Annotated in this window: 14 protein-coding genes; 2 read left to right on the top strand and 12 right to left on the bottom strand. The window is 62.7% G+C overall.

The features are described from left to right. Positions 1 to 2: 2 nt before the first annotated feature. The gene (locus tag JYP46_RS08865; RefSeq protein WP_113153050.1) at positions 3 to 1,088 is read left to right on the top strand and encodes an ornithine cyclodeaminase; all 1,086 of its coding nucleotides are present in this window, start codon (positions 3 to 5) and stop codon (positions 1,086 to 1,088) included. Here the strand turns inward: JYP46_RS08865 and nadE are convergent, their stop codons facing one another. From nadE to JYP46_RS08840, 5 genes are all read right to left on the bottom strand, one after another. Then, on the bottom strand, positions 1,089 to 2,081 hold the full coding sequence (nadE, locus tag JYP46_RS08860) for an NAD(+) synthase (RefSeq protein WP_206547882.1): 993 nt from the start codon (positions 2,079 to 2,081) through the stop codon (positions 1,089 to 1,091). Then, a complete protein-coding gene (locus tag JYP46_RS08855) occupies positions 2,078 to 3,637 on the bottom strand; it encodes a class I adenylate-forming enzyme family protein (protein WP_206547881.1) in 1,560 nt (519 codons plus the stop codon). Before JYP46_RS08855 ends, nadE begins: the two co-directional genes overlap by 4 nt. A 10-nt stretch (positions 3,638 to 3,647) precedes the next feature. Continuing rightward, complete coding sequence (locus JYP46_RS08850; RefSeq protein WP_113153047.1) at positions 3,648 to 3,926, bottom strand: acyl carrier protein; 279 nt, start codon at positions 3,924 to 3,926, stop codon at positions 3,648 to 3,650. A 17-nt stretch (positions 3,927 to 3,943) separates the two neighbouring features. Continuing rightward, positions 3,944 to 5,890, bottom strand: coding sequence for an asparagine synthase (glutamine-hydrolyzing) (asnB, locus tag JYP46_RS08845; RefSeq protein ID WP_206547880.1), 1,947 nt, complete (start codon positions 5,888 to 5,890; stop codon positions 3,944 to 3,946). A 135-nt stretch (positions 5,891 to 6,025) separates the two neighbouring features. Next, positions 6,026 to 7,135 carry a hypothetical protein gene (locus JYP46_RS08840; RefSeq protein WP_222473981.1) on the bottom strand — a complete coding sequence of 370 codons (1,110 nt, stop codon included), beginning with the start codon at positions 7,133 to 7,135 and terminating at the stop codon, positions 6,026 to 6,028. 182 nt (positions 7,136 to 7,317) lie between these two features. Here JYP46_RS08840 and JYP46_RS08835 point away from each other — a divergent pair, with 182 nt between their 5' ends. Further along, positions 7,318 to 8,211 (top strand): LysR family transcriptional regulator, encoded by an 894-nt coding sequence (locus tag JYP46_RS08835; protein WP_206544264.1) that lies wholly within the window; start codon positions 7,318 to 7,320, stop codon positions 8,209 to 8,211. Between the two features lie 15 nt (positions 8,212 to 8,226). Here JYP46_RS08835 and JYP46_RS08830 read toward each other — a convergent pair whose 3' ends face one another. The 7 genes from JYP46_RS08830 to JYP46_RS08800 form a co-directional block, all read right to left on the bottom strand. Then, entirely contained in the window at positions 8,227 to 9,675 is a 1,449-nt protein-coding gene (locus JYP46_RS08830) for an N-acyl-D-amino-acid deacylase family protein (protein ID WP_206547879.1), read from the bottom strand. Between the two features lie 27 nt (positions 9,676 to 9,702). Continuing rightward, a complete protein-coding gene (locus JYP46_RS08825; protein WP_206547878.1) occupies positions 9,703 to 11,103 on the bottom strand; it encodes an amidase in 1,401 nt (466 codons plus the stop codon). Positions 11,104 to 11,171: 68 nt separating this feature from the next. Next, positions 11,172 to 12,398: an amino acid ABC transporter substrate-binding protein gene (locus JYP46_RS08820; protein WP_224924526.1), complete on the bottom strand. Its 1,227-nt coding sequence runs from the start codon at positions 12,396 to 12,398 to the stop codon at positions 11,172 to 11,174. Positions 12,399 to 12,436: 38 nt separating this feature from the next. Continuing rightward, a complete protein-coding gene (locus JYP46_RS08815) occupies positions 12,437 to 13,180 on the bottom strand; it encodes an ABC transporter ATP-binding protein (protein WP_065815876.1) in 744 nt (247 codons plus the stop codon). A gap of 2 nt (positions 13,181 to 13,182) precedes the next feature. Continuing rightward, positions 13,183 to 13,890: an ABC transporter ATP-binding protein gene (locus JYP46_RS08810; protein WP_113153041.1), complete on the bottom strand. Its 708-nt coding sequence runs from the start codon at positions 13,888 to 13,890 to the stop codon at positions 13,183 to 13,185. Positions 13,891 to 13,894: 4 nt separating this feature from the next. Then, positions 13,895 to 14,776: a branched-chain amino acid ABC transporter permease gene (locus tag JYP46_RS08805; RefSeq protein ID WP_113153040.1), complete on the bottom strand. Its 882-nt coding sequence runs from the start codon at positions 14,774 to 14,776 to the stop codon at positions 13,895 to 13,897. A 22-nt stretch (positions 14,777 to 14,798) separates the two neighbouring features. Further along, on the bottom strand, positions 14,799 to 15,713 hold the full coding sequence (locus JYP46_RS08800; RefSeq protein WP_222473983.1) for a branched-chain amino acid ABC transporter permease: 915 nt from the start codon (positions 15,711 to 15,713) through the stop codon (positions 14,799 to 14,801). Positions 15,714 to 15,792 lie beyond the last annotated feature (79 nt).

Raw genomic sequence — 15,792 nt, 5'->3', positions numbered from 1 at the left:
CGATGACCTACACCCCTTCGATCGACAAGCTGAACCTCGTTCCCTTCGTCAGTGTGCATCACATGATGGAGCTGGTGCTGGAAATCGGCGTGGAACGCTTTCTGGCGGAGCTGACGAATTACATTGAGGAAGATTTTCTCCGCTGGGAGGATTTCGACAAGACGCCGCGTGTGGCCGCGCACAGCCGCGAAGGCGTGATCGAGCTGATGCCGACGAGCGACGGCAAGCATTACGGCTTCAAATATGTGAACGGTCATCCCAAGAACACCCGCGAGGGACGGCAGACGGTGACGGCATTCGGCGTCTATGCCGATGTGGGCAATGGCTATCCGCTTTTGATCACCGAAATGACGATCCTGACGGCGCTGCGCACGGCGGCGACATCTGCTCTGGCGGCGAAGTATCTTGCGCCTGAGGGCTCGCGCACCATGGCGCTTATCGGCAATGGCGCGCAGTCCGAGTTTCAGGCGATGGCCTTCAAGGCGGCACTCGGCGTCGACCGGCTGCGGCTCTATGACGTTGATGGCGGCGCGACGGAAAAGTGCCTGCGCAATCTCTCAGGGCTGGGTTTCGAGCTGACCGCCTGCAAGACGCCGGAAGAGGCCGTGGAAGGCGCGGACATCATCACCACCGCGACCGCCGACAAGCAATATGCGACGATCCTGACCGACAACATGGTTGGCTCCGGCGTGCACATCAACGCGGTGGGCGGCGACTGCCCCGGCAAGACCGAGCTGCATCGCGACATTCTCACCCGCTCCGACATTTTCGTGGAGTATCCGCCGCAGACGCGCATTGAGGGCGAGATCCAGCAGCTTGCGGAGGATCACCCGGTGGAAGAGCTGTGGCAGGTGATTGCCGGAAAGGTGAAGGGGCGTCGCGAGCCGCGCCAGATCACGCTGTTCGATTCCGTCGGTTTCGCGACGGAGGATTTCTCGGCGCTGCGCTATGTTTATGACCGCGTGCGCGAGACCGATCACTTCATCGAACTCGACCTTCTGGCCGACCCCGATGAACCGCGCGATCTCTTCGGCATGCTTCTGCGTTTCCCCGGCTCTTCGCTGCTCGCGGCCAAAAAGGCTGGCTGATCAGGGGGCGTCGATCTCCTCGACCAACTGCGGGGGCAGGTGCAGATAGTGGGCGACCTTGCGTTTTGCGGCAATGTCGCGCCACACAAGCCCCACCTGCCGCTCGCTGAGGCCGGTGGCGCAGGCGACCTTCTTGGCCGGAATGGCGTGGTCGAGCCCGTAGAGGCACAGATCCATCTCGCGATAGGGGAGCGCGAAATAGAACTCCTCCTGTGACTGGGCGAGCGAATAGGTGTCTGTCGTCGGCATGCGACGGCGGATTTCGGCGGGTACGCCGAGATATTTCGCGAGCTGGTAGACCTGCGACTTGTAGAGGTGGGCAATGGGCTTCACATCGGCTGCGCCATCGCCATTCTTCACGAAGAAACCCTGATCATATTCCAGCCGGTTGGGCGTGCCGATGACCGCATAGTTCAGCCGGTCGGCATGGTAATATTCGAGCTGTTTGCGGGTGCGCTGCTTCATGTTGGTGGCGGCGACGATGCCGAGATAGACTTCTGGCGGGAGCCGGTGCTTCTCGACCGTGCCGTCGGGCCGCCGCACCACCAGATAGGAGATGTTGTAGGCCTTGGTGGTGAGCGCATTGGCGATGGCGATCTTCATCGACCAGCCTGCGCCATAGTCCGGCACGACCTGGCGAATGAAGGCGTCGCGGCGCTCATAGCAGCCCATGGCGGCGAGCGACGGGCCGATATCCTCGATCACGCTGGAGAGACCGAACGTCGTTGCGACTTCCTGGCCGAGCCGCAGGCTCTCCGGATCGGAATCATATTCCGGCATGAACAGGCAGAAGACGCGGTCTGGCCCGAGCGCACGGGCGGCAAGGGCCGCGCAGACGCTGGAATCGATGCCGCCGGACAGGCCGAGCACTAATCCCCGCTTGCGCAGTCTGCTGCGCAGCTGGCTGCGCAGCGCCGTGACGATGCGCTGGGCTTCAGCGGCGGGATCGATCTTCAGATCGTCGATGGAAAAGCTGATGTTCATGTCGTTCATGATGCTTTCAGGGCCTCCATGGCGGCGAGGCGGCGGCTGGGTTTTCCGTTTGCCGTTTTCGGCAGTTCCGCCTGGAAAATGAATGACTTCGGGACCATCGTGTCCGGTAAGCGGTGTTTGCAGTGCCGGGCGAGCATGCGTCCGGTGAGGCCGGGATCGTCGGCGACGATCAGCGCGTTGAGCCGGTGGCCGAAGACGGGGTCGGGCGTGGTGAAGGAAAGCGCCTCGCGCACGCCGGGACAGGCGGCCAGAACGGCGTCCACCTGTCTGGGCGAAACCTTTTCGCCGCGGATCTTCACCACCTCGTCCCGGCGGCCGACGAAATGGAGGAAGCCTTCCGCATCGCGTTTGAAGAGGTCGCCCGTGTGGAGCCTCCTGCCGCTGCCATCGGGCGCATTGCGCAGCGCAAGCGCGGTTGCTTCCGGATTGTTCCAGTAGCCCTGCATGACATGCGGTCCGCGGATGACGAGTTCGCCCGTGACGTCCGCCTCGGCTTCGTTGCCGTCTTCATCGACGACAAGGGCCTCGGTGCCCGGCAGGGCCTTGCCGACGGAGGTGGGATGACGGTCGAGCTCTTCCGGTGCAAGGAAGCTTGCCCGCGCGCATTCGGTGAGACCGTACATGGAGTAGATGCGCGCTGCCGGGAAAAGGGCGCGCAGCGCCTGAATGTGGGCGGGCGGCAGGTGGGCCGCGGCATTGGTGATGTAGCGCAGCGGCGGTAGCCGGTCGGGCGTGAGCCCTTCGAGCGTGGCGAGCATGGCCGCCATGGTTGGCACGAGGGGAAACCCGGTAACGCCTTCGGCATGCGCCTTTTCCAGAACCGCGTGGGGGAAGGCGAAGCTCTTTTCCAGAACGAGCGTCGCGCCGCTGCGCACGGCTACGAGAAGCTGATACAGCCCGTAGGTGAAGGAAAGCGGCAGTGCGGAAAGCACCACGTCCCTGTCGTCGTTTTCCAGATAATCGGCGATCATCGCCGCTGCCGCATCGACATTGCGGTGGCTCATCATCACGCCCTTCGGCCTGCCGGATGAGCCGGAGGTGTAGATCAGAAAGGCGAGATCCCGGTCGTTTTCCTGCCGGGCGGGTAAGGGCGCCTCTAAATCGAGGCAGGTGTCGAAGGCAATCGCGTCGCTGAGCGTGGCCCTGTCCGTCCGGGTGACGATGTCCGTCCGGGCGACGATGGAAAGGGGCGTGTGGCCCGCCGCAGCAATCGCCTCGTTCACGAGGCCGCCATGCCTGGCCTCATGAATGAGGGCTTTTGGCGTGCAGTCCATTAAGATCTGGGCGAGGCCCTCGGCCCTGACGCCGGGGTTGACCGGAACGACCGTCGCGCCGGCCCTGAGACCGGCAAAGATGGCGATGGCCATCTCCCGGCAATTGTCCATGCAAAGCGCAACCCGGTCGCCGGGCTCGACCCCGTGGGCGCATAAGGCCCCGGCCAGACGGTCGGCCAGACGGTCGAAATCGGCGTAGCTTAACCGGTCCGGTCCCGTGACAAGCGCAGTGGCGGAGGGGGCAAGCCCTGCACGGTCTTTCAGTAAGGTCTCAACGCGCATTGCGTCGCTCCTATGCGCCGGCTGGCGCGGTCTCCCTGGCCTTCTTCTTGCCCGCGACAAAGGCGCTTAAGCGGGCAATCGTGTCGAAGTTTTCCGGCACGATCTCCGGGTCGGCGACATCGATGGCGAAGTGCTCCTCGAGAAACGAGACCATCTCCAGAATGCCGGTGGAATCGACAATGTCGTTCTCGATCAGAGATACATCGTCTTCCGGGGCGTCTGCTTCATCGCCGAACAGGAAGTTCTCGATAATGAAGGCGCGGATATCGGCATTGATGGACTGGGGCATGGTGCTTCCTTTCACGGTCAGGCACGAACCGCCAGAGGTTGATCCGTTATCCGAACCGGCCTGGCGAACTGCTGGGACCAAAGCTGTGTCGACAGAATGCCGACGAATGCTGCGTTGTCTCGAAAACCGGTGAAACTATTTAGCCGGCTTTTTTTATACAATCTGGCTGTTTTTTCAACGTGGAAGTTTCCGTTTTCTTCCAGCGCCGATTTCTCGAATGCTTCTTCCACATAGGCCTGCGCGTGATCGGTGAAGGCGCTGGCCTCTGGCGCGCGATAGGGCTGTTTGGGCCGGTCGGCGATCTGTGGCGGCACGACATCGCGCATTGCCTCGCGCAGAAGATGCTTCTCCCTGAGCCCTCTGAGCTTGATGCTTGCCGGTATCTGCGCGGCATGCATGACCAGCCGGTGGTCGAGGAAGGGGAAGCGTGTTTCGATCCCGTGCGCCATCGCCATGCGGTCGCCCTGGCTGGAGAGAATGTAGCCGGGCAGGAGAAAGCGGGTTTCCAGATACTGTGCCTGATGCAGCGGGTGCCATTCACTGAAGGCGTCGGGCAGTGTGGCTGCGAGTTCGTCTGCCGCGTCATAATCGCCGAGCGTTGTCTTCAGTGCATCGGAGAAGAAGAGCTTCGTACCGGCGGTGCTGCGCATGCGGGGACGATGCGAGAACAGTGGATCGTTCAGATCGTCGCCGGCAACGCCGAAAAAGGCGGCGAGATAATCCGGTGTCTGGCGCTTCAGATTGGAGAGATAGGGGTAGATGCGGCGGAACAGGTGCGGCCGCAATTGCGAACCGGGCTGGCGCGCGCAGAAGCGCCGGATGCGCGCCTCCTTGAAAATGTCGTAACCGGCAAAGACCTCGTCTGCTCCTTCGCCGGAAAGGACCGCCTTGATGCCTTTCGAGCGCACCAGACCGGACAGCCGGTAGAGTGGTGCGGGACCGGTGCGCAGGATCGGCTGCTCCGTGTGGCGGATGACCTGCGGAAACACGGTGGCGATCTCGTCCATGTCGCAATCGACAGTGTGATGCTCCGTGCCGAGCGCACGCACCATCTCGTTCTGGAATGCGCTTTCGTCGAAGGCAGGATCGGAAAAGGTGACGGCGAAACTGGTCAGGCCGGCGGGCGCCATGCGCTTGGCGAGTGCGGCGATGATGGAGGAATCGAGCCCGCCCGACAGGTAGGTTCCCACCTCCACATCGGCGCGCAGACGAATGCGCGTTGCGTCTTCCAGAAGCGCACGGGTCTCCTCCGCCAGCTCTGCCCCGGTACGGTCGTGCCGGACATCGGAGAAATTCAGATCCCAGTAGCGTTGCGTGCGGGCCGCGCCATTCTCGACGATCATCCAGTGCGCCGGCGGCAGTTCGCTGACGCCTTCAAACGCTGTGCGCGGTGGAATGGGAGCCCAGAGCGTAAAAATCTGGCCGAGCGCGAAGGGGTCGAGCCGCGCCTCCATGCCGGGAACGGTAAGGAGCGCCTTGATCTCGGACGCGAAATGGAACCGGCCCTGACGCCATGTGTAGTAAAGCGGGCGCACGCCCATGCGGTCGCGGGCGAGGAAAAGGCGCTTGCGGCGCGCATCATGGATCGCGAAGGCGAAATCGCCATTGAGTTGCTCAACGCAATCTGGCCCGAACGCCTCGTAGAGGTGCAGTATGACTTCGGTGTCGCTTGACGTGCGAAGGCGATGACCACGGCTTTCAAGGTCCCGGCGCAGTTCGACGTGATTGAAGATCTCGCCATTATAGGTGATGTGGAGCTGCCCGTCGGCACTCGTCATGGGCTGCTGGCCGTCCGCCAGATCGACAATGGAAAGACGGCGATGGGCAAGGCCCACATCTTCTGTCACGTGGATGCCGGCTTCGTCCGGACCGCGATGGGCGATTGTGGCGGACATGGCCGCAAGAAGCCTTTCAGCTTCCTGCGGGTGAAGACCCGCTCCGCAATAACCCGCTATTCCGCACATTTACAAACCACCCCTGCGGGCCATTTGGCCCGGTTCCGCTTTCGCAGCTTTTCGTTGAATCGCGAAAGCGCTCCAGTTTTTTGCTTTTCCGCAATTCCGGACGGAAAACCGGTGCCCATTTTTCCTGGAATTGCTTTAATCGAAACGGTCCCCAAGAAGCCGCGTCCAAGATTCTCCCGCAAAGCCGTTGAAAAAAGCCTGCCCCTTGATGAACGGTTCGAGCAGCGTCTTGTCTTTCGCATGAACAATGCTGGAGGACGCATGGATGAATGCGAAGCGGCGACCGAGCATGGCGTTGATCAGGGTAGGCTGTCCGCGCCCCCGCAGAGCCACCAGCCCGCGTTCGGTCGCGTCCGCCAGCATTGCGTCGATGACCGGGCCTTCCTGACCGGGCAGAGACAGGATCTGGATCACGCGCCCGATGCCGCCCGCATCGCCGTAATAGAGGAACAGGCCGACCGGCTTGCCGCCGCGCGAGAGCACCTTGCGGCGCACCATCGCGCCGTAATCCGCCTTGCGCTGCGATTCATGCACCATGCGTTGAAGCGCGCTCTCCGTCCATTGAGGATGCAGGGCGAAGGCGGAGACGAATTGCTGGAACAGCGACACCGTTTCAGCCGCATCGGCGTCCTCGGTGGCAAGTGTCTTGCCCGCAAATTCCGCATCCGACACATGGGTCCATTGGGGCGGTGCGCCCCGGCGCCGCAGCAGGGCGTCGAAGGGCCGTGCGAGCGGTTTTGCGATGGCGGCAGGCGCGAAGGCGGACGCGGCCATGGCGGCGATGAAGCCGGCCGGGCGCAGGATGCGCAGCCATTCGAGACTGTAATCCGGCAGGATCGTGCCGCGCAGCTTGCGCCACATGGTCGTGGAAACATCATTGGCGGTTTCGGTCAGTGAGAGATCCTGCGGGCCGGACTGGAAGGCGCGTAGAAGGCGCGCGCCGGCATAGGGATCCTGTTCGTGACCATCCACCATGAAGCTGCCGCCGATGGCGCTCTTCAGGGTTTTGCCCTGATAGACGAAGGGCATGGGAAGCACGCCCATGAAACCATTGACCGTGCCGTCTTCGCGAAGATGCACAAGTGAATGGATGTCGTCGTCGTGGTAGGGCGGGTCGAGAAAGAGTGTCTCGAGATATTCGCGCGCGCCAAGCGGCGCGGGGCCGTGTCCCTTGCGCAATATGCGCTGGAACATCTCCGCAATGGCGGAAATGTCATCACGCTCCAATGGACGGATTTCACTCACGGACAATTACGCGCCCCGGTTGAATACAAATACACTCGGGACCAATGTGTGACCTAAAGTTGTTTATGAATTCTTTTGCGCCGGAAAGTTTTTGTGCATGGCATTCCGGCGAGCGTGTATGATTACCGGCAAGCGCAGCCACAAGACTGCGGATGGGAACACGCAGAAGCAAATCGGGCTTAATGAATCTACGGCACATAGAGGTTTTTCACGCGATCCGTCTGGCCGGGTCGATCAATGCTGCGGCTGAAAGGCTGAATGTCTCGCAGCCGGCGCTCAGCCGGACGCTGAAGCACGCGGAATCGCTTCTCGGCTTCAAGCTGTTCGATCGCGTGAAGCAGCGGCTTGTGCCGACGCGCGAGGCGGAGCTTCTGTTTGCCGAGGCCGTGGATGTGCATGGCGCGCTGGAGCGTTTCCGGACGCTCGCGCGCAATCTGGGGCGCAATCCCGACGATGTGCTGCGGGTGGGCTTTCTGCCGAGTCTTGGCGTGGGGCTTGCGCCGAAAGTGATGTCGAACCTGCCCCGTCACTGGGAAGGCTTCAAGATCGAGCTGTTCACCCATCACTATGACGTGCTTTTGAAGCGCCTTCATGCGCTCGATCTCGATCTGGCGGTGGCCTTCAACATCGTTGAGACGCCGGGCATCAGCTCCACCACGGTGGGCACGATGAGCCTGACCTATCTGGAGACGGATGATCCCGCCAGGCCGTTCGATCCTTCGCCGGTGCATCTGAGCGAGATCGACATGCAGTCCTTTGTCGGGCTTGAGAAGGAATCGCCCGTGGGCGTGTTCCTGAAGGCGGCCTTCGACGAGGAGGGCCTGCCCTATGAGCCGCGGATTTCGGTGCACACCTATTCGGTGGCGGCGGCCTGTGTCAGCCAGGGCGTGGGCTGCGCCATCGTGGACGAGTTTTCAGCGCGCTACACGCGCGGCGTGCGGCTGCGCCCGCTGGTGCCCAACCTGCAATTCTCGATCACGGCGCTGACGTCGGAGAACCGTGCGATCTCCAACGCCGAGGAAATGTTCATCAGGATTCTGAAATCGGCCTGCCAGGAACTGCACCGGGAAGGGTGACGCTCTTCCTGCCGGTCAGGCCTCGCCACGCGCCACGAAACGCCCGCCGCGCGCGCCGGTGACCGCGCCATTGGCGAGCACCGCGACGCCATTGACGAACACATGCTCGATGCCGGCCGACGGGCGGTCTGGCGTGTCGTAATCGGCAAGATCCAGAACCGTGTCGGCATCGAAGGCGACGAGATCGGCGTGGAAGCCTTCCTGCAGCCTTCCGCGCCGGGCGAAACCGAAGATCTGGGCGGGCAGTGAGGTCATCTTGCGGATGGCTTCTTCCAGCGGCAGCACGCCATCTTCGCGCACATAGCGGCCAAGCACGCGGGGGAAGGTGCCCCAGAGGCGCGGATGGGCCTGCGGGCCGGGGATGCCGTCGGAGCCGATCATGGTGCGCGGGTGCTGCATGATGCGGTTGATGTCTTCCGGCGACATCTGGAAATAGATGCCGCGTGCGGGCGAAAGCCTGCGGGCCGCTTCTTCCTGATCGCAACCCATTTTCTCCGCGACTTTGGAAAGCTCCAGCCCGTTGAACTCGGGATGGGCGGCGGAATCGATGACCAGAATGCGCTCCGCATGACGGGTCAGCTCCGGCAGGAGCACGGTCGAGCTTGCCTCATAGGGATAGACATCCATGGCGATGTCCTGATGGCGAAGCGCGCTGTCGATCATTGACAGTGTTTTCTTCGATCGCCCGTAATTGTGGCGGCCGATGCATTTGTGGTGCGAGATCACCACCGGGACGCCGGCGCGCCGACCGATGGCAATCGTCTCGCCGACGGATTCTTCCACCCGGTCGCGTTCATCGCGCATATGGGTGACGTAGAGCGCGCCGGGGAAGGCGGCGAGTGTCTGTGAGAGCGCCACGACCTCATCGGTCGGTGCGTGGCGGGCGACCGGATAGGCAAGGCCGGTGCTGAGGCCCAGAACGCCTGCCTCCAGCGCTTCTTCGAGCAGGAGGCGCATGGCCACGATCTGGCCTTCGGAGGCGGGCGCATCCGTGTCTTCGAGCGTCATGGCGCGCAGCGTGCCATGGCCGGCAAGGGCGGCCACATTGACGGCGACGCCGGCTGCATCCACCGCCTTGCGGTAGGCGGCAAAGGAACCGAAACGATAGTCTTCCGCCGTGCCGAGAAGGCCGAGCGGTGGGACCAGTTCGGCGGGCTTTGCGTATGGCGCGAGGCTGATGCCGCAATTGCCGACGATCACGCTGGTCACGCCCTGCGTGATCTTGGGCTCCATCGCGCTGTCGTTCAGGACAGCGAGATCGTCATGGGTGTGAACGTCGATGAAGCCGGGTGCGAGGCTGAGGCCGTCGAGGTCGATTGTCTCTTTTGCCTGCCAGCCGGAAACGTCGCCGACCGCGGCGATGCGGCCATTGCAGAGTGCCACGCCGCCGCGGGTCGGTTGCCCCCCCAGGCCATCGAACAGCAAAGCGTTTGTCAAAAGCGTGTCGCAGGTGGATTGCGTCATCGGAAACTCCTTGCTGTCCGTAGAGAGTCAGCCTGCCGTGAGGTCCGGCAGCCGGTCTGTTGTCGAGATGCGCTGTTCAAGCGCTGCGCCGAGCGCAAGCAGCGGCTCCTCCGCGAAGGCTGCGCCCATGAGCTGCACCGAGAGCGGCAGGCCCGTTTCGGTGAAGCCTGCCGGCAGCGCCAGGCCGCATGCGCCGACATAGTTTGCCGGGCGGCCATAGGCGGCCATCGGAACCGCAGTTTCATCCACCTCCGAGACGGGGATGGCGGGGAAGGGCACCGTCGGCGTGAGCAGCGCGTCGAACGGCTTCATGAAATCGGCATAGACCGCCTTCATGCGCCTGTGGCCGGCGAGCGTCTCGATATAGTCGTTGGCGCTGACATTGGCTCCGGCGAGCACGCGCTGGCGCACATAGGGGCCGATGGGAACGCTCTCGTCGTGGATGTAATCGCGGTGAACCGCATAGGCTTCGGCGGCGATGATGCGGCCGTTGCTCTCCGTCAGCTCGTTGAAGGCGAAGGGCAGGTCGGCGGGAACCAGCGTCACGCCGAGGCTGATGAGCGCTTCCTTTGCCTGATCGTAAGCGGCCTGGCTTTCGGCATCGAGCGGGATCGGGAAATCCTCTTCGCGCATGACCGCGACACGCATGCCCTGCGTGCGCAGGCCCTGCCATGCGCCCGGCTTCAGCGCCGGTGCAAGACGGGTGGCCGGGTCGCTGGCGTCCGGTCCGCAAAGCGCGTCGAGCAGAAGGGCCGCGTCGGCGACGGTGCGCGTCATCGGGCCGATGGAATCGAGTGTACTGGAAAGCGGGAAACAGCCTTTCAGGCTGATCCGTCCATAGGTGGGTTTCAGGCCCACAATGCCGTTGAGCGCGGCGGGAATGCGCACGGAGCCGCCCGTGTCGCTGCCGATGGCCGCCGGCGCAAGGCCGGCGGCCACGGCCACGCCCGAGCCGCTGGAGGAGCCTCCGGGAATGCGATGTGTCTGCATGTCCCAGGGGTTGCGCGGTGTTCCGCATATCGGATTCGTGCCCCAGCCTCCGAATGCGAATTCGACCATTGCTGCGCGTCCGATCGGAATCATGCCGGCGGCAAGCAGTTTGCGCATGACGGTGGCGTCGCTGGTTGAGCGCCGGTCTTTCCAGGCGGCGCTGCCCACCGTACAGGTTTCGTCCTGCCAGTCGACCAGGTCCTTCACGGCAATTGGCAGGCCGTGAAGGGGGCCGTAGACCACGCCAGACGCGCGCAGCTTGTCGAGCCCCTCCGCCATGGACATTGCCCGCTCGGCATCGACATGCACGAAGGCGCCGAGAGCCTTGTCATGCCTGGCGATGCGCTCCAGGAAATGCCGGGTGATGGTGCTGGACGTGAGCGAGCCTTCGCTCAGCGCTTTCGAGAGGTCCGCGAGGGACGCGAATGACGGATCCATGATATTCTTTTCTTGAGAAAATGCGCCCGACCCCGAGGGAGACGTTTCGGAAGCCGGGCGCAAGTTGGCTAGTCGCGTTGATCCCAACCGGGGATCGGGTACACAGGCTCGGCAACGGCGACTTCTTCAGGCCACACGGTCACGAGCCCCTTGCCCGGCTGCAACTGCACGACCGGGAAAGGCATTTTCAGCTGCTTGCCGGTTTCGTCGATCGCGTAAGGACCGGCGAGGACCGTCAGGTTGTCGCTGAGTTCCATGGCCGCCTTCTTCATGTCGGCGGCGTCGAAGCTGTCTGCGTTCTCGATGATTTCGCCGGCGATGACGGCGGCGCCATAGGCGAGAACGGTCTGGAAGTCCGGCTCATAGGAGACGTCCGGGAAGAGCTTTTCGTAAGCTGCCAGGAAGCCTTCACGGTCGAGGCCGGCATTGACCTCCCAGTTGATGGTCGGGTGGAAGTTGGTGTGGCTGTAGATGTACTGCGCATCGTCGCCGATCTCGATGAACTGCGGCGTCGAGGCGTAGACCATGAACGAGAACGGGAAGTTCACGTTCATCTGGTGCATCTGCCGCACCATGGAGATCAGATCGCCCTCATAGCTGGTGGGGAAGAACACGTCGGCGCCAGCCGCGCGCGCCTTCTGCAGGAGCAGGCTGAAATCCTTCGTGCCTTTCGGATAGTCTTCCTTCAGGACCACTTCCATGCCGAGCTTTTCGGCAATCGCTTCCGCGCCATCGGCGAGACCGGCCGGGAAGGGCTCGTCCACATTGACGATGGCGACCTTCTTGTTGCCAAGTGCTGCGGCGGCTTCGAGACCGGCCGACGGCATGCGCGACACCGGCATCTGGGTTGCCGAGACGATGTTCTTGAAGCCCTGGTCATACAGCGCATCGGAGGCCGCGGACCAGATGACCATGAACTTGCCGAGACGTTCGGTCACCGTGGCGGCGGCTGCCGTCAGGGTGGAGCCGAACGGGGCCATCAGGACGTCGACATTCTCATTGGCGATCAGGTCTTCATAGACGCGCGCCACCATCTGCTTGTCGGAGCGGTCGTCGCGCTTGACGAGCTCGACGAGGCGCTTCTCGCCATTCACTTCCAGGCCGCCATTGGCGTTGACTTCATCGACCCAGATTTCCACGCCGCGCACACCCGACTGCGAGGCGAGCGCGAAGTTGCCGGACGACGAAACCGTCATGCCGATCCGGATCTTTTCCTGCGCCTGGCCGGTGACCGGCAGCGCAAAGCAGGCAAGCAGCGTGCCTGCCATGAAGCTTCGTTTGGTCATATTCCACATGGGCATTCCCCTTTTGTTGATCTTGGAAAAACGACGCCTCACACGTCGATCTTGTAGTTCATCCACTCGGCGACCATTTCCTTGAGCTGGCCGTCGGTGGCGAAATCCTCCCTGGTGCCTTCCGCCTTGTTGCGGCCAAGCTCCAGAATGTAGAGGCGGTCCGAAATCGTGGCGCACTGGCGCACGTTCTGGTCCACCAGAATGATGGTGGCGCCCTGGTCTGCGAGATCGCGGGTGAGCGCGTAGATGTCCTTGGAGATCTTTGGCGCGATCATGGCCGTGGGCTCATCGAGCAGGATCACCTTCGGCTCGGTGACGAGCGCGCGGGCGATTTCCAGAAAGCGCTGCTGGCCGCCGCTCATGGAGCCGGCGAGTGTCGAGCGCTTTTCCTTGAGGATCGGGAACCGCTCGAAAATCCCGTCGATGGCGCGTTCGATGCGGGCCTTGTCCTTGCGGAAGGGCCAGCAACCCAGAAGCAGATTGTCGTAGACCGACAGGCCCGCAAAGGCGCTGCGGTTCTGCGGCACGAAGGACACGCCTTCGAGTGCGCGCTGGAACGCCTTCAGATTGGTGATGTCGCGACCGCCCATGGTGATGGTGCCGGTCTTGGTGGACAGAAGGCCGAAGATGGTCTTCAGCACGGTCGACTTGCCCGCGCCGTTCGGCCCGATAATGCCGGTGACCTCGCCGGGCTTTGCCCGCAATGCCACTTCCTTGAGAACCGTGATGTCTCCGTTATAGGCGACGGAGATGTTCTCCATGCTCAGTTCAACGCCATGCATGGTCAGGCTCCCAGGTATGCTTCGATGACGTCCGGATTCTTCTGGATCGCTTCGGCGTCGCCCTCAGCGAGGACACGGCCTTCATGCATGACCAGAATGTTGTCGGACAGTTCGTAGACGGAGGTGAGGTCGTGGCTGACGAGAAGCACCGAACAGCCCAGCTCCTTCGGCATTTCGCGGATGATGTTGATGAGCAGCAGTGCGAGGCTCGGATTGACGCCCGCGAACGGCTCGTCTAGCAGCACCAGCTTCGGATTGGCCACCATGATGCGGGCGAGTTCCAGAAGCTTCTGCTGGCCGCCGGAAAGCTCTTCCGCATAGTTGTGGCGCAGTCGGTAGAGCTCCACCTTTTGCAGCCAGTAGGCGCTGATTTCGGCGATCTCGGCGTTGCTCATCCCCTTGTTGAGGAGTGCGACCGAGAGATTTTCCAGGAGCGACATCTGCGGGAAGATGCGCGGCACCTGGAAGGTGCGGCCCACGCCTTCGGAGAAGACCGCATGCGGGGCCTTGCCGATGAGGCTGACGCCATCGAGCGTGATTTCACCGGCGGTCGCGTCATAGAGACCGTTGATGCAGTTGAGCATCGTGGTCTTGCCGGAGCCGTTCATGCCCAGAACGCCAAGGATCGACCGGTCGGGGAGGGTGAGGCTGACGCCGTCGAGCGCCGTCATGCCACCGAATTTCTTTACGAGCTTGTCGACTTTCAACATGACGTCACCGCGAGTTCTGCACGCCGAACAGGCCGGCGGGGCGAATGAGAATGACGGCGATCAGGAGCACGAAGCCGAGGAGCATCGCCACGGTTCCGCTGAAGAACACCATGGCCGTCTGCTCGGCGAGGCCGAACAAGATGCCGCCGGCGACTGCGCCGATTGGATGGCCGAGGCCGCCCAGAACGATCACGATGAAGCCGATCAGGGTGTAGTCCTGGCCGATGAAGGGAGAGAAGGAGGGGAAGATCATCGACACGAGGATGCCGGTGATGCCCGCCAGACCAAGGCCGAGACCGAAGGTCAGGGCCGAAAGGTGGTTCAGGTCCACGCCGACGATCTGGATCGCGTCACGGTTCATGATGATGGCGCGCAACGCCTTGCCCGGCAGCGTGCGGTAGAGGAAGAACGCCAGCGCACCGGTGACCACGACCGCAACCGCAAGGCCAAGCAGCTTGGTGGTCGGCAGGATGATGTTGCCGAACATCAGGAAGGGCGGGTCGAGCGTGAAGTTGAGCGAGCGTGCATCCGCCTCGAAGGCGAGCAGCATGAGCGCCCCCAGCACGAGCGACAGGCCGAACATGACCAGAAGCGAGGCGTGCTCGGGATCGTTGGAGCGCGCAAGACGCTTCACCAGCACGAAATAGAGGCCGTAGCCCATCATGCCGAAGACGATAAAGATCAGCGGCATCGCGAGCAGCGGAGACAGGCCGAGCCAGGCCTGGGCGAAATAGGCGCCATAGGCACCCAGCACGATGAATTCGCCATGGGCGAAGTTGACGACGCGCAGGACGCCGAAGATCACGTTGAGGCTGACGCCGATCAGCGCGTAGATCAGCCCGACGACGATGCCGTTGACGAGGCCTTGAAGCAGAAGTTCGTTCATCTTTGTTTCAATCCTGTACGTCTTACGGAATGAAGCGCCGGAAGCGCGAGAAGCGCTGGGCGAAGGCCCCGACGATGCCACGCGGCAGGAGCAGCATCAGTGCGATGATGACCACGCCGAGAATGAGCAGGTTGAGGGTCGGGAAATGTCGCCAGATCAGCTGGTCGATGCCGTAGAGCGTGGATGCGCCGATGATCGGGCCGACCAGGAAGCCGAGGCCGCCGGCCATGGCGTAGACGATGCTCTTTGCCGTCACCAGCAGGTTGAAGGAGGAATCGAGGTCGATGGCATTGGTGTACCAGGCCTCGACGCCGCCCACGAGGGCAGGGAACATGGTGGCCATGATCCAGGCCTTTAGGCGGGTGCCCACCACGTTGACGCCGACCACCTCTGCGGCCTCGCTGTCATCGCGGATGGCGCGCAGCGCCGTGCCGAGGCGCGACATGGTAAGCCAGGTGCCGGCTGCCAGAGCGCCCATCAGCACCACGAACATGGCGTAATAGGCGGCCACGGGATCGTTTGCAGCCGAAAGGATAAGGCCGAGGCTGCCGCCGGTGATGTCGCTCGGCATGAGCGAGATCACGAGCTTCATGGCCATGGCGAGCGCGAGGCTGACAATGCCGAAATAAACGCCCTTGAGCCGCAGCGTGGGCGCGACCAGAAGACCGATGGTGACACCGGCCAGCGCCGCACCGGCAAGCGCCACGGGAATGGGCAGGCCGAAGGTTTTGTACAGAACGCCGGTGGCGTAAGCGCCGATGCCGTAGAACGCCACATAACCAAAAGGCATATATCCGGCCAGGCCAGCGACGAAATTGAACGACGTCGCCATGGTGATCCACAGCATCATGTAGAAGAGGAAGGAGAGATTGCTGGCGAACAATGGAGCCGGCAAAAAGACGGCGACAATGGCCGCGACCACAATGCCCCATATCAAGAATTTGATATGGCTTGATTTTTCAGTATTTCCTTGGGGCGCGGACATCGGCACACCTGTACCCTCCCGCGTCTCCTGA

The organism is Nitratireductor aquimarinus (assembly GCF_017255295.1).
GTDB classification, from domain to species: Bacteria; Pseudomonadota; Alphaproteobacteria; order Rhizobiales; family Rhizobiaceae; genus Nitratireductor; species Nitratireductor aquimarinus.
This window is presented reverse-complemented; position numbering and strand designations above follow the sequence as displayed.

Excerpts from the sequence above, each read along its gene's own strand:
- JYP46_RS08865 (WP_113153050.1), top strand. The coding sequence starts at position 3 with ATGACCTACACCCCTTCGATCGACAAGCTGAACCTCGTTCCCTTCGTC.
- nadE (WP_206547882.1), bottom strand. The coding sequence starts at position 2,081 with ATGAACGACATGAACATCAGCTTTTCCATCGACGATCTGAAGATCGAT.
- JYP46_RS08855 (WP_206547881.1), bottom strand. The coding sequence starts at position 3,637 with ATGCGCGTTGAGACCTTACTGAAAGACCGTGCAGGGCTTGCCCCCTCC.
- JYP46_RS08850 (WP_113153047.1), bottom strand. The coding sequence starts at position 3,926 with ATGCCCCAGTCCATCAATGCCGATATCCGCGCCTTCATTATCGAGAAC.
- asnB (WP_206547880.1), bottom strand. The coding sequence starts at position 5,890 with ATGTGCGGAATAGCGGGTTATTGCGGAGCGGGTCTTCACCCGCAGGAA.
- JYP46_RS08835 (WP_206544264.1), top strand. The coding sequence starts at position 7,318 with ATGAATCTACGGCACATAGAGGTTTTTCACGCGATCCGTCTGGCCGGG.
- JYP46_RS08830 (WP_206547879.1), bottom strand. The coding sequence starts at position 9,675 with ATGACGCAATCCACCTGCGACACGCTTTTGACAAACGCTTTGCTGTTC.
- JYP46_RS08825 (WP_206547878.1), bottom strand. The coding sequence starts at position 11,103 with ATGGATCCGTCATTCGCGTCCCTCGCGGACCTCTCGAAAGCGCTGAGC.
- JYP46_RS08820 (WP_224924526.1), bottom strand. The coding sequence starts at position 12,398 with ATGTGGAATATGACCAAACGAAGCTTCATGGCAGGCACGCTGCTTGCC.
- JYP46_RS08815 (WP_065815876.1), bottom strand. The coding sequence starts at position 13,180 with ATGCATGGCGTTGAACTGAGCATGGAGAACATCTCCGTCGCCTATAAC.
- JYP46_RS08810 (WP_113153041.1), bottom strand. The coding sequence starts at position 13,890 with ATGTTGAAAGTCGACAAGCTCGTAAAGAAATTCGGTGGCATGACGGCG.
- JYP46_RS08805 (WP_113153040.1), bottom strand. The coding sequence starts at position 14,776 with ATGAACGAACTTCTGCTTCAAGGCCTCGTCAACGGCATCGTCGTCGGG.